The organism is Bradyrhizobium sp. AZCC 2289 (genome assembly GCF_036924615.1).
In the GTDB taxonomy this organism is placed as follows: Bacteria; Pseudomonadota; Alphaproteobacteria; order Rhizobiales; family Xanthobacteraceae; genus Bradyrhizobium.
Map to the genome: position 1 here is coordinate 8,804,033 of NZ_JAZHRY010000001.1, position 23,716 is coordinate 8,827,748.

A 23,716-nucleotide genomic window follows, 5' to 3' on the forward strand; every position below is an offset into this window, starting at 1 on the left:
TTCATCGAGATAGCTCTGTCGAGTTTAGCAAACGCGCAGGCAAGGACCCGCCCAGCTTGAGACGGTATGTCGGATTTCTTCAATAGATTCATGTGCTTGCGCCATCCGCATGATCGCGCCCATGATTAATCTTAAACGCGGCGACGGTTCATTTCTCGGTGTTTTCGCTTTCGCGGCCACGTCCATGTCTGTATAGGTTCCTGATTGAATATTTAATTTTGATTAAATTTGGTGTTAGGGTTTTCATGCTGGCCGGCTCCAACGATGACGTTCATACCGAGACTCAGTCATCGAGTGCCGGTGGATTCTTCCGACCGGGCTCTGCTTCAGAGGAGGGTATGCGCGCCGGCGGGGTGCTGATCCCGGACGCGCATCTATTGTTTTCCGGCGACTTCAAGCGCGCCGGCGTCGATCTGATCCTGTCAGATGCACAGAAGCAGATCACGATCCGGGATTATTTCAGGGGCGAAAAGCACCAACCGCTGTATTCGCCGGACGGCGCCTACCTCACGGGCGATGTCGTCAGCGCACTGGCCGGCTACACCCAATTCGCGCAGGCTGACGGTGGCGCCAGCATCGGCAAGATTATCGGCCATGTCACCAAAGTCGCGGGAAGCGCGACCGCCATTCGTAACGGCGTTTCGATCATCCTGAACCTGGGCGATAATGTCGAAAAGGGCGACGTCGTTCAATCCGGTTCGGATTCGACGCTCGCCCTTACCTTCATCGACGGCACCGTTTTCGGCCTCGCGTCGAATGCGCGAATGGTCCTCAACGAAATGATCTACGACCCGAACGGGTCAAACAATTCATCGCTGCTGAGCCTGGTGGCGGGGACTATCACCTTCGTAGCAGGCGCAACCGCGAAACACGGCGACATGAAAGTCGATACCCCGGTCGCGACCATGGGTATCCGAGGCACCGCGGTGCTGGTCCAGATTGATTTTCTCGTCCCGGGCCAAGGCGGTACGCCCGATGCGAACTTCCAGGTGCTGGTCGAACGAGATGGGACCTCAGGTTCGTACCTTCTCCTGGACAGGACTACCCTCAATCCGTTTGCAACGGTCGACCGGCCCGGGCAGCAAGTCAGCCTCAGTCATGGCGTCGTGAGCTATTCGACGGCGTCCCCGTTTCCGGCCGAGGTGCAAAGGCTCATCGATGACGTGTTCACGCTGAAGTTCACGGATGCGAATCCAAAATCGTTGAACCATTTCACGGATTCGATCATCTCTGATGGCATACCGCACCTCCAGCTGGCGAGTGGGGAGATCATCATTCCGACAATGCTGATCGCCAACGCGACAGGAACATCGTCTTCCTCAACTCCAAGCATTCCATTCAACCCCTTGGTTCACCTTGATGTTCCGCCGGAGGTTGCCGCTTCAGGGGCGGCCTTTACCGTGCGTTCCAGCGCGGCGCACCGCTCCGGATTCGATACCGTTTCGGGGGGTATTTTCTTTTCTGACGTCAACCGCGGCGATTCTCCAACGGTGAAAGTGAAGTTCGATTCGTTCAAGGTCCTGGACGCTCAACACAACGACATCACGTCATCACTGACGGCTCAGCAGTTGGCGGAAATAGCGGCGGTAGAAGCCGGACTCGTCCTGGTCCCCAGTCCCGGCAACAACAATGTTGGTTCGGCGACGTGGACTTACAGTGTCGCGGACAAGGCTTTCAACTTCCTCTCCTTCGGCGAGACGTTGCAGTTGACCTACCTCGCGGAAGTCGACACGAACTATCCCCCATATAATACGGTGGTCCTCAAGCCGTTTACGATAACGATCTCGTCTCCGAACGTCGTTGAATGGATCCACCCAACTGACGGTCTATGGAGCGTTGGATCAAACTGGAAAACCGGTTTGGTTCCGACGGCGCTTGATGATGTGATCATTCCCGCCGCCGATATCGTTGGTGGCACGGGCCACTACGCCGTGACAATTGTGGCGCCGGCGGAAGCAAACGCAGTAATACTTGACGCCGACAACACGACCGGCGCGCAACTGATCAATAAAAGCACTTTGACGATTGGGGATGTGCTGACCCTTCTAAACGACAGCGTCCTGAACAATTCGGGTACGGCGAGTATCGACCTGATTGAGCTCTTGAACCAGAGCTCGATGAAGAACTCCGGCCTGATCCAGCTTCTGGAAGGCGGCGATCTTGCGGGTCAAAGCACGGTTTCGAATAACGAAACCGGGACACTGGAGCTGTTGGGCGGGACGCTCAATGTGCTGGTCGATGTCGCCAACGCCGGCCTGCTGCAGATCAACCCGAATGCGATACTGACGCTGAGCGGTGCTGCCATCGATGGCGGCACCGTAACCAACGACGGCGTCATTGATCTTGTCGGTGCGGCCGCACTGAAGAATGGCTCGCTGGGCAATTTCGGGCAGTTCAATGTCAGCGCTAGTGGCAATTCACTGGATGGCGAGACCGTCAGTAACATTGGCATGATCGACGTCACGGGTGAGCTGACACTCGACCTCGGCACCGTCATCACCGGAGGCAACCTCACCAATTCCGGCCTCGTTAAGATCGAAACCGCGTCAGGCGCGACACTCGATGGCGTCGACGTTGAAAATGGTACTGGCATTATTCAAGTCGACAGCATCTTCTCGCCAACTGCGAGCACGCTGGTTGTCGATAATGGCACCATTATCACTGGCGGGACGCTGACGATTGGACCCGTCGGCACCTTTGAAGTTGCGACCGTCTTGGGTGCGACGCTCGATGGCGTCAGTCTCGGAAATTCCGGGGTCGTCCAGGTGGACGCTGGGTCCGCGCTCAATCTTTTCGGCACGGTCATTACCGGCGGCATCGTCAACGACCACGGGACTATTCATGTCACCGGCAACAGCGCGATCGACGATGCGGCGGTCAATGGCGGGCACGTCACGGTGGACGCCACCAAGACCCTGACGCTGGACGGAACCACGGTGACCGGCGCTGTCATCGCTGACAATGGCACAGTGAAGGTCGATGCCGGCAACACGCTGAACCTGAGCGGAGTACTGTTAAGCGGCGGAGCGATCAGCAATCTCGGCTATATTGACATCACCGGCGACAGTTCGATCAGCAGCGACGCGCTGAGCAATAACCTGCTGACGATCGACAGCACCAGGACGCTGACGTTGAACGGGACCATCATTACCGGCGGCACCGTCACCGACAACGGCATCATTCATGTCACCGGCGACAGTGCGATCAACGATGCGGCGATCGTTGGCGGCCAGATCATTGTCGATGATGGTTTCACGCTGACGCTGAACGGCACCACGGTGACAAACACTGTGATTGTTGACGATGGGGCAATCCAGATCGATGTCAACCAGATGCGGTTCCTGGATGGCGTGGCTCTAGGCGGCGGAACGATCAACAATCTTGGAACCCTCGAAATCATCGGCGACAGCTCAATCAGCAATGATGTGCTGAACAACAACCAGCTGACGATCGACGCCGGAAAAACGCTGACATTGAGCGAAACCACGGTGATCGGCGGCACCATCACTGACGACGGCACTATAGAAATCGCCGGTGACAGCACGATTAACGGCCAAGCCAACCTGAACGGCGGTCAGGTTACGATCGATGCGTTCGCGCAGCTGACGCTGGACGATGTGACGGTGACGGGGACCGCGATTGCCGATAATGGCACGCTGAAGGTGGATGCTTTCTCAACACTGGACCTGAGCGGGGTGGCGGTCAGCGGCGGGGCGATTGCCAATCTCGGCTTGATCGACGTTATCGGCGACAGTTCGATCACTAACGACACGCTGACCAATAGCGGGACGCTGAGGGCCACGCTGAACAGTACGCTTGAACTGGCCGACACCACGGTGGCCAACACCGGCGGGGCGGTGACGGTCGATGCCGGCTCGACGCTGGATCTGGACGGCGGCGACAGCATCACTGGCGGCACGCTCGGCAATGCCGGGACGGTGGATGCGACCGGGACCAATGCGCTGCACAGCATGGCGATCACCAATGCCGCGGGAGCGACGCTGGAATCGACTGGCGGGGTGCTGACCATCGACGCCGGCAGCATCATCAGCAATGCCGGGTTGCTGGAAGCCAATGGTGGCGATCTCGTCCTCACCAGCGACACGCTGACCAATACCAACACGCTGAAGGCCACGCTGAACAGCACGGTTGAGCTGACCAACACCACGGTGACCAACACCGGCGGGGCGGTGACGGTCGATGCCGGCTCGACGCTGGATCTGGACGGCGGCGACAGCATCACTGGCGGCACGCTCGGCAATGCCGGGACGGTGGATGCGACCGGGACCAATGCGCTGCACAGCATGGCGATCACCAATGCCGCGGGAGCGACGCTGGAATCGACTGGCGGGGTGCTGACCATCGACGCCGGCAGCATCATCAGCAATGCCGGGCTGCTGGAAGCCAATGGTGGCGATCTCGTCCTCACCAACGACACGCTGACCAATACCAACACGCTGAAGGCCACGCTGAACAGCACGGTTGAGCTGACCAACACCACGGTGACCAACACCGGTGGGGTGGTGACGGTCGATGCCGGCTCGACGCTGGACCTCGACAACGGCGCCAGCATCACCGATGGCACGCTGGGCAATGCCGGCGAGGTCAATGCCGAAGGCAGCACCGGCCTGCATCACGTCGGCATCACCAATTCGGGCACAATGGAATCGACCGGTGGGCTGCTGACGATCGACGCCGGCAGCACCATCAACAATGCCGGCACGCTGCAGGCCAATGGCGGCGAGCTCGACCTTACCAACGACACGCTGACCAATACCAATAAGCTAAGGGCGATCAACAACAGCATCCTGGAGTTAACCAACACCACGGTGGCCAACACCGGTGGGGTGGTGACGATCGATGCCGGCTCGACGCTGGATCTGGACGGCGGCGACAGCATCACTGGCGGCACGCTCGGCAATGCCGGGACGGTGGATGCGACCGGGACCAATGCGCTGCACAGCATGGCGATCACCAATGCCGCGGGAGCGACGCTGGAATCGGCTGGCGGGGTGCTGACCATCGACGCCGGCAGCATCATCAGCAATGCCGGGCTGCTGGAAACCAATGGTGGCGATCTCGTCCTCACCAACGACACGCTGACCAATACCAACACGCTGAAGGCCACGCTGAACAGCACGGTTGAGCTGACCAGCACCACGGTGACCAACACCGGTGGGGTGGTGACGGTCGATGCCGGCTCGACGCTGGATCTGGACGGCGGCGCCAGCATCACTGGCGGCACGCTCGGCAATGCCGGGACGGTGGATGCGACCGGGACCAATGCGCTGCACAGCATGGCGATCACCAATGCCGCGGGAGCGACGCTGGAATCGACTGGCGGGGTGCTGACCATCGACGCCGGCAGCATCATCAGCAATGCCGGGTTGCTGGAAGCCAATGGTGGCGATCTCGTCCTCACCAGCGACACGCTGACCAATACCAACACGCTGAAGGCCACGCTGAACAGCACGGTTGAGCTGACCAACACCACGGTGACCAACACCGGCGGGGCGGTGACGGTCGATGCCGGCTCGACGCTGGATCTGGACGGCGGCGACAGCATCACTGGCGGCACGCTCGGCAATGCCGGGACGGTGGATGCGACCGGGACCAATGCGCTGCACAGCATGGCGATCACCAATGCCGCGGGAGCGACGCTGGAATCGACTGGCGGGGTGCTGACCATCGACGCCGGCAGCATCATCAGCAATGCCGGGCTGCTGGAAGCCAATGGCGGCGATCTCGTCCTCACCAACGACACACTGACCAATACCAACACGCTGAAGGCCACGCTGAACAGCACGGTTGAGCTGACCAACACCACGGTGACCAACACCGGCGGGGCGGTGACGGTCGATGCCGGCTCGACGCTGGACCTCGACAACGGCGCCAGCATCACCGATGGCACGCTGGGCAATGCCGGCGAGGTCAATGCCGAAGGCAGCACCGGCCTGCATCACGTCGGCATCACCAATTCGGGCACAATGGAATCGACCGGTGGGCTGCTGACGATCGACGCCGGCAGCACCATCAACAATACCGGCACGCTGCAGGCCAATGGCGGCGAGCTCGACCTTACCAACGACACGCTGACCAATACCAATAAGCTAAGGGCGATCAACAACAGCATCCTGGAGTTAACCAACACCACGGTGGCCAACACCGGTGGGGTGGTGACGATCGATGCCGGCTCGACGCTGGATCTGGACGGCGGCGACAGCATCACTGGCGGCACGCTCGGCAATGCCGGCGAGGTCAACGCCGAAGGCAGCACCGGCCTGCATCACATCGGCATCACCAATTCGGGCACAATGGAATCGACCGGTGGGCTGCTGACGATCGACGCCGGCAGCACCATCAACAATGCCGGCATGCTGCAGGCCAATGGCGGCGAACTCGACCTCACCGACGACACGCTGACCAATACCAACACGCTGAAGGCGATCAACAACAGCACGCTGGAGCTGACCAACACCATTGTGGCCAACCTTGGCGGCGCCATCACGGTGTTGGGCGGCTCGACGCTGGACCTGGACAACGGCGCCAGCATCAGCGATGGCACGCTGGGCAATGCCGGCGAGGTCAATGCCGAAGGCAGCACCGGCCTGCATCACGTCGGCATCACCAATTCGGGCACCCTGGAATCAACTAGCGGGCTGCTGACGATCGACGCCGGCAGCACCATCGGCAATTTCGGGACGCTGCAGGCCAATGGCGGCGAGCTCGACCTCACCAACGACACGCTGACCAATACCGGAACGCTGAAGGCGAGGTTGAACAGTATCCTGGAGCTGACCAACACCACGGTCGCCAACGTTGGCGGCACGGTAACGATCGACGTCGGTTCGACGCTGGACCTGGACAACGGCGCCAGCATCAGCGATGGCACGCTGGGCAATGCCGGTGAGGTCAACGCCGAAGGCAGCACCGGCCTGCATCACATCGGCATCACCAATTCGGGCACAATGGAATCGACCGGTGGGCTGCTGACGATCGACGCCGGCAGCACCATCGGCAATTCCGGGACGCTGCAGGCCAATGGCGGCGAGCTCGACCTCACCAACGACACGCTGACCAATACCGGAACGCTGAAGGCGAGGTTGAACAGTATCCTGGAGCTGACCAACACCACGGTCGCCAACGTTGGCGGCACGGTAACGATCGACGTCGGTTCGACGCTGGACCTGGACAACGGCGCCAGCATCAGCGATGGCACGCTGGACAATGCCGGCGAAGTCAACGCCGAAGGCAGCACCGGCCTGCATCACGTCGGCATCAGCAATACGGGCAAACTGGAATCGACCGGTGGGCTGCTGACGATCGACGGCGGCAGCACCATCAATAACTCCGGCACGGTGCAGGCCAATGGCGGCGAGCTCGACCTTACCAACGACACGCTGACCAACACCAATACGCTGAAGGTGACAGCCAGCAGCACGCTGAAGCTGACGGGAACGACAGTCACCAACGCCGGCGGCACTGTGATGGTCGACGCCGGCTCGACGCTGACGCTGGCCACCTCGACCATCACCGACGGCCTTGTTATCGGCAATACCAATGGCGCGATCAATCTGAACGGCCTGGCGGTATTTACGAATGGCTCGCTGAGCAATTCCGGTCAGATCAGTGTCAACGGCACCGGCAATGCACTGCATCATGAAACCGTCACAGCCAATCATATGCTGGAGATCTTGTCCGGCGGCGCGCTGCTGGTTGATCAGGGCTCTACCATCGCCAATGGTGGCGGCACGGTGATGGTCGACGTGGGCGGGTCGCTCACGCTGAACTCAGCAACCATCACCGGTGGCACCGTCGCCAACTACGGTACAATCTACGCCATCACCACGGTTGATATTTTCGGGAATATCATCGGGACCGGCGCAATCAATATCGCCAATCTGGCCGAACTCGAGATCGGTGGCTCGTTCGCGTCCACGAATACCGTCTTCTTCTCGGGCAGCCAGAGCGAGCTGATCCTCGATCATTCAATGCAATTCTCGGGATTGATCACCGGGTCTTCGGTCGGGACGCTCCTGACACTGGATGATCAGATTGACCTCAGGGATCTGCCGTTCAATTTGAACAATATGTCCACAACGGTTTCCTACAGTTCGAACGTCAGCACGGTAACTTTCATCGAACACAACCAAACAGGCGACATCTCTGTCCAGATCCAGCTCTCCGGCGACTATACGAACCAAGGCTGGCGATTCACGAATGATAGTTACGGCGGCAGCTTGGTACAGTTGGCACCCCCCCCGGTGTTCTCAGACATTATCGACAACAACCAATATGCGTTCACGGGACACAAGACGACCCCAGGAAACATGTGGACGTTCCAGGCTGCGGTGACGGATGACGACGCGAACGTTATCGGCCAGGGGGGCATCACAAAATTCGACCTTTACGATACCAGTGATAACGGGACGACGTTGCTTGGCTCTGCGACGTTTGACGGGGGCACATGGACGGTCTCTGGCTTATTATCTTCTGTCAGCTATGCGGGCGGCATCTATACGGTTACAACAACTATTACGACCGAAATCAAAAACGGAGATATTCTCGAAATTACTGCATATGACGCCGCGAACTTATCTGCGTCAAAGTTTGTGACGCTGACAACTAACTCCTCCTTCAACGTTGCGCCCGCCGGTATCGCCCGAGACCCAATCAATTTGGCGCTGACGGATCCATCAGGAGGCCAGCTAACGGGTCCAATCCAGCTGACGTTCACAGGGGTTCCGTCGGATTGGAGCATCAACGAAGGCACCAATCTCGGCAACGGCACCTGGACGGTAGAGACGAGCCACCTCAGCGCGCTGACGGTCACGACGGCCGCCGCCTATACCGGAGCCATGGTGCTCAGCGTGACCGAGACTTGGACAAATGCGGACGGTAGCACGGGAATTGCGGTCGTATCGGACAACGTCGAAGCCTATGCGCCGGGTTCGCCAATCTTTGCCCTATCAGGCAACGACACGCTCACCGGCGCTGGCGGGAATGATCTCTTCGTCTTTGCGCAGGCGATCGGTCACGACACGGTTTACAGCTTCGATGTTGGTCACGATCAGATTGACTTGATCGGCTACGCGGGTTTCACAAGCTTCGCCGATATCCAGGCGCATCTGACCGAGGACGCTAACGGCAATGCGTTGATCACGCTGGAAGACGGACAGTCGATCGAGTTGCAGGGAGTGCATGCGGCAGCTTTGACGCAGAGTAACTTCGTTTTCGATCAGATGCCGACGCTCGACAATGCTGGAACAATGACGATCGGCGATGGGGCCGTGATGCCCCTGAGCGGCACGATCCACAATACCGGCACCATCGCGCTGAACTCGACCGGCGATGAAACCGACCTGCAGCTGATCGAGCACGGCCTGACGCTCCAGGGCGGCGGCCAGATCGTGCTGTCTGACAGCGACGCAAACATCATTTCCGGAACGAGCTCCGGTGTCACGCTAAACAACGAAGACAATACGATTTCCGGAGCCGGCCAGCTTGGCAACGGTGAACTGACATTGACAAACGCCGGCACCATCGATGCTACCGGCACTCATGCTCTAACGATCGATACCGGCTCGAATTGGGTGTTCAATTCAGGAGTTCTGGAAGCGTCGGGCAGCGGCGGGTTAACGGTTGCAAGTTCAATCGCGAATTCAGGTGTGCTGTGGGCAAACGGATCCACCCTCACGGTTCAAGGCCAGGTGAGCGGAAACGGCACCGCCGCGATCGATGGCACTGCGACGCTTGATCTCGAGGCCTCCGCAACAGTCAATGTAATGTTTGGTTCGGGGGGCGGCACTCTAAAGCTTGGCGACGCATTCCACTTCGATGGCAGGATCTCCGGATTCAACGGCGCGGATGTCATCGATCTGGCAAACGTTGATTTTGGCGCGGCTTCGATCAGTTATCACGAAAATGCCGCAGGGACGGGCGGCACGCTCACCATTTCGGAGGGGACGCAGGTTGTAGCGCTTTCTCTGCTTGGGGATTACTCGGCTGACAATTTCCGAATTGCTCCCGACCATGTAAAGGGTACCTCGATCACCTATGTGCCGCACGATCTGATCGTGTAACGGACCCCGGTGGATCATTCTACGGACTTGAACCCCCGCCATTCTCGACACCCTTAAATTTACCACCTTCGCATGTCTCGCGAGATTCTTCTTGCAAAGGAGGGTGCAGCGAGATTTGCTCTCAGTGTTGCTATTTTACCTCACTCGATTGAAAGAGAAACAAGACGCCATCCTGCTCGCAGGAGTTAACCTTTACTCGCCACAATTTACCTGCAACTGGTGAGTGCAATGATTCTTTAATGCGGCCGGATCCGGATGATTGATCGGACCGGGGTACTGGGGGGATGATGAGCTTCCGAAATCACGTTGCTGGCTCGAGATTTCTACGCGTCTATGGGTCGGCTGCCTTGATGGCGACCATGTCATTCATCCCGATCCAGTCTCAGGCTCAGGATCGTCAACCCCAATCCACTCAACCCCAAGCGGCCGCCGAGGCAAAAGTGGATGGCGTGTTTAGTGGCCCGAGCTTTCGCAAGGGCCTTTGGCGTTTTGTTCGAACGCTTGATGTCGTCAGGAATGCGAACAAGAACGTCAAGTACAGATTGGTTGACCGGGAGATGACGCGCTGCGTTGATCCAACCCAAGCGATGAAGGCGACCTTTTCATCATCGCCCGTTGGAAGCTGCGTTTCCGACAAGCCGGAAAAAGTCGGCAATAAATATACGTTCGGCCACAGGTGCGATTATCTGGGAGCGGTCAGCACCGTCATAACGGTGCACAGTGACGAAGCTTACACTGAACTCAACGAAGTCACCGTCGGTGAGCATCCGAAGTCGGATCTGGTCACCGCAAAGAGAATTGGGGATTGTACCGACGACAAGGCGGAAGACGTGGCAAAGACTTCTGTTTCGTCCTTACAGCACTGAGATCCTGATCGCAGCTCCGTCAAAATTTGAACATGGGCTTTGGCGCAAGGCAGTCACTTGACCGCCGCGAATTTGCGCGCGGGCGTAGCGCGGCCCTCATTACGTTTGCGCCGAACAGCTGTGCTCACGTCGGCTCCGATGGAGCGAGGGGGGCAGGCATCGATGCCGGTTACGGCCTTGTTTACCAGGCCGGGCCTGATCACCCGCCAAGCGCGATTCGTTAACTTGGATTTAAGGCGAGGTCCCTCGAATGATTGTCTACGGCGGGCGCGACTGGCTGTTCAATCAGACAACGGGGAAATCGAAAATGACCGCGAGTAGTGACTTGGCTGGGTCAAAAATCTTCTCCCGCTGCCTCCTCGTGATCATCGCATCGTTCGTTGCGGCACTCATCCTCTTGCCCGAAGCTCATGCGGACGAGGGATTTGGCGGTCCCACTTTCCGAAAAGGGATGTGGCGATTTGTGCGAACCCTCGAGATCGTCACGCATTCAAACGTTCGGCATAAATTGTTCGAGCGCGAGATGACACGCTGCGTTGATCCAACCCAGGCGATGAAGGCGACATTTTCGTCCGCCCCGGTCGGAAATTGTTATTCCGCCAAGCCGGAAAGGGTCAACAACCGGTACATTTTCTCCAACCGCTGCGATTACATGGGGCCAGTCAGCACCGTCATAACCGTGCAAAGCGATGAAGCTTACAGCGAGGTCAATCAACTCACTGTCGGGCAGCTGCCGAGGACGGATCTGGTGATCGCGCGAAGAATTGGCGATTGCCGGGAGGACAGTGCTGCGCTTGGTCAGCCGTCGGACCTTCCCATCGAACACTGAAATCTGGGACCGATCCGGGGCGATGGCTGGCGGACGCCACGGCTCAGGCGTTGGAACTTCAAATATCCGGGCGACGCCCTAAATCTTTTGCTGGGCCCCCGGTCCGCTCACCTTGACGGTGATTTTCTGAATTTCCGTCCGTCCCCCCGCGTACTTGACCTCGATCGTCAGAACGTCATCGCCCAGGAATTCGGGGGGTGATTTGTAAAACGCGACGTAGGCAGGCACCTCGAGCGCCAGGCAGGCCTTGTAGTTGGTGGCCTTCGCCTTTGCGGTCTTTACGACCACCTTTCCGGCGGCCGGCGGACTGACCAATCGAATTGTCGGCAGGGGGCCTGACGTGCAGTCCGGCAGCACGTTCAGGTAAATGCCGATTTGGGTGTCCCTGTTTGGCAGCGTCGTCACGGAACGCTCGACCACCCCCGTCGGAGCTTGCGCGGTTGCCGTGCCAATGGCCCCCAGAAGGACTGCCAAAGCGCACGCCTGGTAGATTGCCCGCATCGACGGCTCCAAATCGCAGGGAAAACTGAACAGGGGCAGGCGGGCAACAGCCCGCCAAATGATTAATACTTCCTAACCTCTTGTTCTGACAGGCCAGTCTGTCCCCTCTTTACCACATCTCCACTGAAAGTATTGATTAACCAAACACATTTCTTGACCCCAAGTGGAGTTAACAATAACTTAAACGAAGATTTTTCGATAAAATTTCTGGAAATTGATTCAACGCAGGCCGGTACGGCTGACTTTTCTGGAAATTGATTTAATTCATCGGAGTTTGAATATGAACGGTCCATTTCAGGTTGCTCAGGCTACCGGCACCGCGAATTCCAGCAGTTCGGCCCCTCCACGAATATACAAACTGACGAAGCCGCTGACCGATCAGGCGGTCGTCGTCAATCTCGGATACGATCAGAAAGTCCAGGTCGATTTCTCGGCGATCGCCAACGAGAAAATCACACTCGTCCACGTCGGCGAGAAACTCATCATCCTGTTCGACAACCAGTCGACCGTGACGGTCGAGCCGTTCTTCGATTCGCGGCACGACGCGCTGCAAAACATAACGATTGAAATGGCGCCTGGCCGCGACGTTTCCGTAAGCGAATTTGCGAGCCTGTTTCCGATCACCACGGATTCGTCGGTATTGCCCGCAGCCGACAACGGCGGCGCCTCCAATGCCAACGCCCAGGCGAGCGGTGCGAACTTCAGCCCATCTGCGGTTGATCCGCTGCCCCCCGTGCCCAGCAATACTCTGGCGCCACAAGAGGACTTGCCCACTTTTACGACCGAGCCGCAGACGGGTTTCGTGCCCACGCCCCCGATTCCAGTTGCTCCCACGATCGTTGCCGGACTTGTTCCAGGGCTGGTGGTCGATGAGAGCTTCCTGACAGTTGCGACGAACGGTATTGCCGGCTCGGGCCAGGGCCCGGTGGGATCTACCGTGGCGACGGGATTGGTACCGTTCACAATCGACGCGCCAGCCGGTCAGCAATCGCTGACCTTCGCGCTGTCGATTAGCGGGTCAGGCGTCGATTCCGGGTTGATTGACTCGCAGACCGGGAATCACGTGTTCCTGTTCCTGGAAAACGGCCAGGTGGTCGGCCGCGAGGGAGCAAACTCTGGCGCGGCGGCAGGAGGGCCGGCTGATTTCACGCTCGCGGTTGATGCGACGGGTCATATCACGCTGGCGGATCTGCGTTCGGTGCATGAAGGCGTCGGTGAGACCGGCGATGTCAACGAGGGCGTGTCCCTGCCTGCCGGTCTGGTGACGTTGACGGCGACGGTGACGGACAACAGCAACCAGAGCGCGAGCGCGAGTGTTGATATTGGTCCGCATCTGACGATCCTGGACGACGGTCCGAGCGTCTCGATTGTGGTTCAGGGCGAGCCGGCGCTGGCCGTTGACGAGAGCTTCCTGACGGCGGCAACCAACGGCATCGACGGCACCACGCCGAACCTGGCCAATACCCACACGACCGGCGACTTCAGTGGTGCGTTCACCTCGGTGCAGGGCGCCGACGGCGCCAGCATTGCGTACTCGCTGGGCGTGAGCTCTCCGAACGTGGACTCCGGCCTGATCGACTCGGCAACCGGTGATCACATCTTCCTGGTGCTGAACGGCAACACGGTGGAAGGTCATGTCGGTGCGACGGCGACACTTGCCTTCACGCTCGCGCTTGACCCTGCGACGGGTGTGGTGACGCTGACCGACCTGCGCGCAGTGCATGAGGGCGTCGGCGAGAACGGCGACATCAGCGAGGGCGTCAGCCTGAACAGCATCGCCAACCTGGTGACGCTGACAGCGACGATCACGGACAAGGACGGCGACACGGCGACTGCCAGCATCGACCTCGGCAAGCAGGTGACGTTCAACGACGACGGCCCGACCATTGAGGTTCGTGTTTTGGGCGAAGAGCAGCATTTGCCGTTCTTGGCCGTCGACGAGAGTTTCCTGACAGCGGCGACCAACGGCATCGATGGCTCGACGCCGAACCTTGCCAATACCCATACGACCGGCGACTTCTCGACGGCGTTCACCTCTGTGCCGGGCGCCGACGGCGCCACGTTCGCCTATGCGCTTGGCATCACCGGCGGCGACGGCACCTCGTCCGGGCTGGTGGACTCTCAGACCGGCCAGACGGACGTGCTGGTGCTGAACGGCAACACGATCGAGGGTCATGTAGGCACCACCGGCGGCGCGCTCGCATTCACCATCGCGGTCGATCCGGCGACGGGGATCGTGACGCTGACGGAAGACCGTTCGGTGATGGAGGCCTTCGCCTCAAGCCCCGACACCAGCGAAGGCATCAGCCTGAACAGCGTTGGCAATCTTGTGACGCTGACGGCGACGATTACCGATGCGGACGGCGACCACCAATCGGCCACTATCGACCTGGGCAAGCAGCTGTCATTCCACGACGACGGCCCGAGCGTCACGGCGGTGGCGAGCGCGGTGCAGGACGTGCTGGACGAGAGCGGTCCGAGCGGGACGGCGACGATCAACCTCGGCGGCATCGTCCAGGGCAACGACCCGGACGTTGCGGGGTCGGGCTATATCTCGCATGCGGTGAGCACGGGCTCGCTGGTGACGCCGACGATTGCGTTTGGCGCGGACGGACCGGCGGCCTCGGGCAACACGGTCTATGCGCTGACGGTGGACAATGCGACGTCGGGGCTGTTTTTGACCGACGGCTCTGCGATCAACCTGCAGCTGGTGAACGGCGTGGTGGTTGGCGTGGTTGCCAGCGGCGCCTTCAGCGGCCAGGCGGCGTTCGCGATCTCGATCGACAGCGCCACCGGCGTGACGACGGTCGAGCAGTATCTGTCGCTGCACCAGGACAGCGCGAGCAACACGCCGGACGACTCCGTGCATCTCAATGCCAATTCGCTTGGCATCAATGTGACGGTGACCGACGGCGACAGCGATCAGGCGAGCGCCCACACCGATGTCTCGGCCCAGATCATCTTCCACGACGACGGCCCGAGCGTCACGGCGGTGGCGAGCGCGGTGCAGGACGTGCTGGACGAGAGCGGTCCGAGCGGGACGGCGACGATCAACCTCGGCGGCATCGTCCAGGGCAACGACCCGGACGTTGCGGGGTCGGGCTATATCTCGCATGCGGTGAGCACGGGCTCGCTGGTGACGCCGACGATTGCGTTTGGCGCGGACGGACCGGCGGCCTCGGGCAACACGGTCTATGCGCTGACGGTGGACAATGCGACGTCGGGGCTGTTTTTGACCGACGGCTCTGCGATCAACCTGCAGCTGGTGAACGGCGTGGTGGTTGGCGTGGTTGCCAGCGGCGCCTTCAGCGGCCAGGCGGCGTTCGCGATCTCGATCGACAGCGCCACCGGCGTGACGACGGTCGAGCAGTATCTGTCGCTGCACCAGGACAGCGCGAGCAACACGCCGGACGACTCCGTGCATCTCAATGCCAGCTCGCTTGGCATCAATGTGACGGTGACCGACGGCGACAGCGATCAGGCGAGCGCCCACACCGATGTCTCGGCCCAGATCATCTTCCACGACGACGGCCCGAGCGTCACGGCGGTGGCGAGCGCGGTGCAGGACGTGCTGGACGAGAGCGGTCCGAGCGGGACGGCGACGATCAACCTCGGCGGCATCGTCCAGGGCAACGACCCGGACGTTGCGGGGTCGGGCTATATCTCGCATGCGGTGAGCACGGGCTCGCTGGTGACGCCGACGATTGCGTTTGGCGCGGACGGACCGGCGGCCTCGGGCAACACGGTCTATGCGCTGACGGTGGACAATGCGACGTCGGGGCTGTTTTTGACCGACGGCTCTGCGATCAACCTGCAGCTGGTGAACGGCGTGGTGGTTGGCGTGGTTGCCAGCGGCGCCTTCAGCGGCCAGGCGGCGTTCGCGATCTCGATCGACAGCGCCACCGGCGTGACGACGGTCGAGCAGTATCTGTCGCTGCACCAGGACAGCGCGAGCAACACGCCGGACGACTCCGTGCATCTCAATGCCAATTCGCTTGGCATCAATGTGACGGTGACCGACGGCGACAGCGATCAGGCGAGCGCCCACACCGATGTCTCGGCCCAGATCATCTTCCACGACGACGGCCCGAGCGTCACGGCGGTGGCGAGCGCGGTGCAGGACGTGCTGGACGAGAGCGGTCCGAGCGGGACGGCGACGATCAACCTCGGCGGCATCGTCCAGGGCAACGACCCGGACGTTGCGGGGTCGGGCTATATCTCGCATGCGGTGAGCACGGGCTCGCTGGTGACGCCGACGATTGCGTTTGGCGCGGACGGACCGGCGGCCTCGGGCAACACGGTCTATGCGCTGACGGTGGACAATGCGACGTCGGGGCTGTTTTTGACCGACGGCTCTGCGATCAACCTGCAGCTGGTGAACGGCGTGGTGGTTGGCGTGGTTGCCAGCGGCGCCTTCAGCGGCCAGGCGGCGTTCGCGATCTCGATCGACAGCGCCACCGGCGTGACGACGGTCGAGCAGTATCTGTCGCTGCACCAGGACAGCGCGAGCAACACGCCGGACGACTCCGTGCATCTCAATGCCAATTCGCTTGGCATCAATGTGACGGTGACCGACGGCGACAGCGATCAGGCGAGCGCCCACACCGATGTCTCGGCCCAGATCATCTTCCACGACGACGGCCCGAGCGTCACGGCGGTGGCGAGCGCGGTGCAGGACGTGCTGGACGAGAGCGGTCCGAGCGGGACGGCGACGATCAACCTCGGCGGCATCGTCCAGGGCAACGACCCGGACGTTGCGGGGTCGGGCTATATCTCGCATGCGGTGAGCACGGGCTCGCTGGTGACGCCGACGATTGCGTTTGGCGCGGACGGACCGGCGGCCTCGGGCAACACGGTCTATGCGCTGACGGTGGACAATGCGACGTCGGGGCTGTTTTTGACCGACGGCTCTGCGATCAACCTGCAGCTGGTGAACGGCGTGGTGGTTGGCGTGGTTGCCAGCGGCGCCTTCAGCGGCCAGGCGGCGTTCGCGATCTCGATCGACAGCGCCACCGGCGTGACGACGGTCGAGCAGTATCTGTCGCTGCACCAGGACAGCGCGAGCAACACGCCGGACGACTCCGTGCATCTCAATGCCAATTCGCTTGGCATCAATGTGACGGTGACCGACGGCGACAGCGATCAGGCGAGCGCCCACACCGATGTCTCGGCCCAGATCATCTTCCACGACGACGGCCCGAGCGTCACGGCGGTGGCGAGCGCGGTGCAGGACGTGCTGGACGAGAGCGGTCCGAGCGGGACGGCGACGATCAACCTCGGCGGCATCGTCCAGGGCAACGACCCGGACGTTGCGGGGTCGGGCTATATCTCGCATGCGGTGAGCACGGGCTCGCTGGTGACGCCGACGATTGCGTTTGGCGCGGACGGACCGGCGGCCTCGGGCAACACGGTCTATGCGCTGACGGTGGACAATGCGACGTCGGGGCTGTTTTTGACCGACGGCTCTGCGATCAACCTGCAGCTGGTGAACGGCGTGGTGGTTGGCGTGGTTGCCAGCGGCGCCTTCAGCGGCCAGGCGGCGTTCGCGATCTCGATCGACAGCGCCACCGGCGTGACGACGGTCGAGCAGTATCTGTCGCTGCACCAGGACAGCGCGAGCAACACGCCGGACGACTCCGTGCATCTCAATGCCAATTCGCTTGGCATCAATGTGACGGTGACCGACGGCGACAGCGATCAGGCGAGCGCCCACACCGATGTCTCGGCCCAGATCATCTTCCACGACGACGGCCCGAGCGTCACGGCGGTGGCGAGCGCGGTGCAGGACGTGCTGGACGAGAGCGGTCCGAGCGGGACGGCGACGATCAACCTCGGCGGCATCGTCCAGGGCAACGACCCGGACGTTGCGGGGTCGGGCTATATCTCGCATGCGGTGAGCACGGGCTCGCTGGTGACGCCGACGATTGCGTTTGGCGCGGACGGACCGGCGGCCTCGGGCAACACGGTCTATGCGCTGACGGTGGACAATGCGACGTCGGGGCTGTTTTTGACCGACGGCTCTGCGATCAACCTGCAGCTGGTGAACGGCGTGGTGGTTGGCGTGGTTGCCAGCGGCGCCTTCAGCGGCCAGGCGGCGTTCGCGATCTCGATCGACAGCGCCACCGGCGTGACGACGGTCGAGCAGTATCTGTCGCTGCACCAGGACAGCGCGAGCAACACGCCGGACGACTCCGTGCATCTCAATGCCAATTCGCTTGGCATCAATGTGACGGTGACCGACGGCGACAGCGATCAGGCGAGCGCCCACACCGATGTCTCGGCCCAGATCATCTTCCACGACGACGGCCCGAGCGTCACGGCGGTGGCGAGCGCGGTGCAGGACGTGCTGGACGAGAGCGGTCCGAGCGGGACGGCGACGATCAACCTCGGCGGCATCGTCCAGGGCAACGACCCGGACGTTGCGGGGTCGGGCTATATCTCGCATGCGGTGAGCACGGGCTCGCTGGTGACGCCGACGATTGCGTTTGGCGCGGACGGACCGGCGGCCTCGGGCAACACGGTCTATGCGCTGACGGTGGACAATGCGACGTCGGGGCTGTTTTTGACCGACGGCTCTGCGATCAACCTGCAGCTGGTGAACGGCGTGGTGGTTGGCGTGGTTGCCAGCGGCGCCTTCAGCGGCCAGGCGGCGTTCGCGATCTCGATCGACAGCGCCACCGGCGTGACGACGGTCGAGCAGTATCTGTCGCTGCACCAGGACAGCGCGAGCAACACGCCGGACGACTCCGTGCATCTCAATGCCAGCTCGCTTGGCATCAATGTGACGGTGACCGACGGCGACAGCGATCAGGCGAGCGCCCACACCGATGTCTCGGCCCAGATCATCTTCCACGACGACGGCCCGAGCGTCACGGCGGTGGCGAGCGCGGTGCAGGACGTGCTGGACGAGAGCGGTCCGAGCGGGACGGCGACGATCAACCTCGGCGGCATCGTCCAGGGCAACGACCCGGACGTTGCGGGGTCGGGCTATATCTCGCATGCGGTGAGCACGGGCTCGCTGGTGACGCCGACGATTGCGTTTGGCGCGGACGGACCGGCGGCCTCGGGCAACACGGTCTATGCGCTGACGGTGGACAATGCGACGTCGGGGCTGTTTTTGACCGACGGCTCTGCGATCAACCTGCAGCTGGTGAACGGCGTGGTGGTTGGCGTGGTTGCCAGCGGCGCCTTCAGCGGCCAGGCGGCGTTCGCGATCTCGATCGACAGCGCCACCGGCGTGACGACGGTCGAGCAGTATCTGTCGCTGCACCAGGACAGCGCGAGCAACACGCCGGACGACTCCGTGCATCTCAATGCCAATTCGCTTGGCATCAATGTGACGGTGACCGACGGCGACAGCGATCAGGCGAGCGCCCACACCGATGTCTCGGCCCAGATCATCTTCCACGACGACGGCCCGAGCGTCACGGCGGTGGCGAGCGCGGTGCAGGACGTGCTGGACGAGAGCGGTCCGAGCGGGACGGCGACGATCAACCTCGGCGGCATCGTCCAGGGCAACGACCCGGACGTTGCGGGGTCGGGCTATATCTCGCATGCGGTGAGCACGGGCTCGCTGGTGACGCCGACGATTGCGTTTGGCGCGGACGGACCGGCGGCCTCGGGCAACACGGTCTATGCGCTGACGGTGGACAATGCGACGTCGGGGCTGTTTTTGACCGACGGCTCTGCGATCAACCTGCAGCTGGTGAACGGCGTGGTGGTTGGCGTGGTTGCCAGCGGCGCCTTCAGCGGCCAGGCGGCGTTCGCGATCTCGATCGACAGCGCCACCGGCGTGACGACGGTCGAGCAGTATCTGTCGCTGCACCAGGACAGCGCGAGCAACACGCCGGACGACTCCGTGCATCTCAATGCCAGCTCGCTTGGCATCAATGTGACGGTGACCGACGGCGACAGCGATCAGGCGAGCGCCCACACCGATGTCTCGGCCCAGATCATCTTCCACGACGACGGCCCGAGCGTCACGGCGGTGGCGAGCGCGGTGCAGGACGTGCTGGACGAGAGCGGTCCGAGCGGGACGGCGACGATCAACCTCGGCGGCATCGTCCAGGGCAACGACCCGGACGTTGCGGGGTCGGGCTATATCTCGCATGCGGTGAGCACGGGCTCGCTGGTGACGCCGACGATTGCGTTTGGCGCGGACGGACCGGCGGCCTCGGGCAACACGGTCTATGCGCTGACGGTGGACAATGCGACGTCGGGGCTGTTTTTGACCGACGGCTCTGCGATCAACCTGCAGCTGGTGAACGGCGTGGTGGTTGGCGTGGTTGCCAGCGGCGCCTTCAGCGGCCAGGCGGCGTTCGCGATCTCGATCGACAGCGCCACCGGCGTGACGACGGTCGAGCAGTATCTGTCGCTGCACCAGGACAGCGCGAGCAACACGCCGGACGACTCCGTGCATCTCAATGCCAATTCGCTTGGCATCAATGTGACGGTGACCGACGGCGACAGCGATCAGGCGAGCGCCCACACCGATGTCTCGGCCCAGATCATCTTCCACGACGACGGCCCGAGCGTCACGGCGGTGGCGAGCGCGGTGCAGGACGTGCTGGACGAGAGCGGTCCGAGCGGGACGGCGACGATCAACCTCGGCGGCATCGTCCAGGGCAACGACCCGGACGTTGCGGGGTCGGGCTATATCTCGCATGCGGTGAGCACGGGCTCGCTGGTGACGCCGACGATTGCGTTTGGCGCGGACGGACCGGCGGCCTCGGGCAACACGGTCTATGCGCTGACGGTGGACAATGCGACGTCGGGGCTGTTTTTGACCGACGGCTCTGCGATCAACCTGCAGCTGGTGAACGGCGTGGTGGTTGGCGTGGTTGCCAGCGGCGCCTTCAGCGGCCAGGCGGCGTTCGCGATCTCGATCGACAGCGCCACCGGCGTGACGACGGTCGAGCAGTATCTGTCGCTGCACCAGGACAGCGCGAGCAACACGCCGGACGACTCCGTGCATCTCAATGCCAATTCGCTTGGCATCAATGTGACGGTGACCGACGGCGACAGCGATCAGGCGAGCGCCCACACCGATGTCTCGGCCCAGATCATCTTCCACGACGACGGCCCGAGCGTCACGGCGGTGGCGAGCGCGGTGCAGGACGTGCTGGACGAGAGCGGTCCGAGCGGGACGGCGACGATCAACCTCGGCGGCATCGTCCAGGGCAACGACCCGGACGTTGCGGGGTCGGGCTATATCTCGCATGCGGTGAGCACGGGCTCGCTGGTGACGCCGACGATTGCGTTTGGCGCGGACGGACCGGCGGCCTCGGGCAACACGGTCTATGCGCTGACGGTGGACAATGCGACGTCGGGGCTGTTTTTGACCGACGGCTCTGCGATCAACCTGCAGCTGGTGAACGGCGTGGTGGTTGGCGTGGTTGCCAGCGGCGCCTTCAGCGGCCAGGCGGCGTTCGCGATCTCGATCGACAGCGCCACCGGCGTGACGACGGTCGAGCAGTATCTGTCGCTGCACCAGGACAGCGCGAGCAACACGCCGGACGACTCCGTGCATCTCAATGCCAATTCGCTTGGCATCAATGTGACGGTGACCGACGGCGACAGCGATCAGGCGAGCGCCCACACCGATGTCTCGGCCCAGATCATCTTCCACGACGACGGCCCGAGCGTCGGCGCAGTCCAAGATGCCATCATGCCAAACGTCTCAAACACTGACGTCCACGGCACCTGGCAGCCAGTATTTGGCGCGGATGGCCTGAGCGCCACCGCTGCTATTAGTATTGCGATGGGAACGGCTCCCTCGGGGTTGACCTATACTGTCACAGACACGGGGACTGCCCATAATGGAGACGAGGTGTTCAGCGTCCTCGTTTCGAATGGCACATCGTCCTACACGTTCTACGAATACAGCGACTATAATGCCGCTACGCACACCGGAGACATGTTTGCCTTCACGAATGCGGCCCTCTCAACGCCATTCTTCGAGCTTGGCGTTGCTGCAAATGGAACCTACGACTTCCATTTGGACACAAATACGCTGCTGTCGAACACCAGCGTTAATCTCCTGACGGCGGTTCACAACGGTAACGGATCCTTCGTCACGATCAACGGGACGACGGCGGCATATGGTAGCGGCAACGACCCATCGAGCGGATTCGATTTGCTCATCGATGGTTGGAACAACCTCGACACCAATCCCAACGATCACAAGGTGTTCAAGGACAACAATGGTCTCGGTATCGACAATTCAAATCTCGAGACCAACGAGACGATCATGTTCAAATATGGCACCACCCAAAGTGCCATCACCGTGAGCGTAGGGAAGGCGACCACAACGAGCGAGCATTTCCATATTACGATCTGGGATCCCACCCATACGACCAGCGTCAGTGAGGACGTTACTCTGCCGGACGGTACGATTATTCAGGTCGATGCCGCCCATTGGGGAACAGGAGGCGTCGGAGGTACCGGAACGACAACCGGCGCATTCATGAATTTTGGCGAAGTGGATATTACCAACGTCGGCATTGGAGCGAATGAAGACCAGAGCGTTGTCTTGACAGGCCTGACCTTCAATGAGCAGACCGTGATCGGCAGCACTCAGTTGAATTTCGCGCTCGGTATAACCGATGGCGATGGCGACTCCGCTGTTAGCGCGAGTAATCTCGACATATCGCTACTCGGAACGTTCTCCAGCATAACTGGAACGAGTGCATCGGAAGTGATTGCCGCCAGTGCCACTACCGCCATGATCATCACTGGTGGCGGTGGAGTCGATACTGCTGACTTTAGCAATGATACGACCACTGCGGTTGTCGCGAGCCTGGCGAGCGGAAGCGCCACGGGATCCTGGGTCGGGACGGACACGCTTTCCGGAATCACGGGACTGATCGGCTCGGCGCACGGCGGGGATACGTTGACTGCCGCCAACAGTGGGAGCACGCTGGTCGCATTCGGGCCAAACGATACCCTCAATGGCGGCACAGGAAATGATACGCTGATAGCCAATCACGGTAATGAGACCATGAATGGCGGCGGCGGATCGGATTCGTTTGTTCTTACGCCAAGCGGCGCAAGCGCTGATGGGAAGAATTTGATCACAGAAGACTTCACTGACCTGGCCGATGCAATATTCGTAGATGTCGGCGACCGGAATCTGACGATTAATACTGCCAGCAGTATCTCTGCGAGCCAGTTCCAAACCCAAAGTAACGTGGCGACCAACAGCAGCTGGAATATGCAAGCGGACAGCTTTATGTTGGACAGCGGTACGCATGACCTGTGGTATTCGGCAAACGGTACCGGTGCCGACAAGATTGACTTGGCGCATATGGCCACCGGCGTTCCAGCGGCCGCGCAAATACACGTCTTGTGAAGAAGTTTCACCCTATCCCGCCAGCCTCAGGCTGGCGGAATATTTTTTTGCGCATGCGACTGTCAATCCTCGCATTCATTTTCTCGGC

General features: G+C 61.2%; 5 protein-coding genes. 4 read left to right on the forward strand and 1 reads right to left on the reverse strand.

From position 1 onward, the window contains the following. Window positions 1-338 precede the first annotated feature (338 nt). The 3 genes from V1289_RS41235 (at window position 339) to V1289_RS41245 (ending at window position 11,777) form a co-directional block, all read left to right on the forward strand. Window positions 339-10,082: a hypothetical protein gene (locus V1289_RS41235; RefSeq protein ID WP_334405011.1), complete on the forward strand. Its 9,744-nt coding sequence runs from the start codon at window positions 339-341 to the stop codon at window positions 10,080-10,082. Window positions 10,083-10,432: 350 nt separating this feature from the next. Further along, window positions 10,433-10,948 (forward strand): DUF3617 domain-containing protein, encoded by a 516-nt coding sequence (locus V1289_RS41240; RefSeq protein ID WP_334405013.1) that lies wholly within the window; start codon window positions 10,433-10,435, stop codon window positions 10,946-10,948. Window positions 10,949-11,198: 250 nt separating this feature from the next. Continuing rightward, on the forward strand, window positions 11,199-11,777 hold the full coding sequence (locus V1289_RS41245) for a DUF3617 domain-containing protein (protein ID WP_334405015.1): 579 nt from the start codon (window positions 11,199-11,201) through the stop codon (window positions 11,775-11,777). A gap of 78 nt (window positions 11,778-11,855) precedes the next feature. Here the strand turns inward: V1289_RS41245 and V1289_RS41250 are convergent, their stop codons facing one another. Then, window positions 11,856-12,278, reverse strand: a complete 423-nt coding sequence (locus V1289_RS41250; protein WP_334405017.1) for a hypothetical protein — start codon at window positions 12,276-12,278, stop codon at window positions 11,856-11,858. A 280-nt stretch (window positions 12,279-12,558) separates the two neighbouring features. Between V1289_RS41250 and V1289_RS41255 the strand changes: the two genes are divergently transcribed. Beyond that, window positions 12,559-23,628 (forward strand): DUF5801 repeats-in-toxin domain-containing protein, encoded by an 11,070-nt coding sequence (locus tag V1289_RS41255; protein WP_334405018.1) that lies wholly within the window; start codon window positions 12,559-12,561, stop codon window positions 23,626-23,628. Window positions 23,629-23,716: the final 88 nt, after the last annotated feature.

Bases quoted from the DNA above. Each gene is read 5' to 3' on its own strand.
- V1289_RS41235 (WP_334405011.1), top strand. From the start codon at position 339: ATGCGCGCCGGCGGGGTGCTGATCCCGGACGCGCATCTATTGTTTTCC.
- V1289_RS41245 (WP_334405015.1), top strand. From the start codon at position 11,199: ATGATTGTCTACGGCGGGCGCGACTGGCTGTTCAATCAGACAACGGGG.
- V1289_RS41240 (WP_334405013.1), top strand. From the start codon at position 10,433: ATGGCGACCATGTCATTCATCCCGATCCAGTCTCAGGCTCAGGATCGT.
- V1289_RS41255 (WP_334405018.1), top strand. From the start codon at position 12,559: ATGAACGGTCCATTTCAGGTTGCTCAGGCTACCGGCACCGCGAATTCC.
- V1289_RS41250 (WP_334405017.1), bottom strand. From the start codon at position 12,278: ATGCGGGCAATCTACCAGGCGTGCGCTTTGGCAGTCCTTCTGGGGGCC.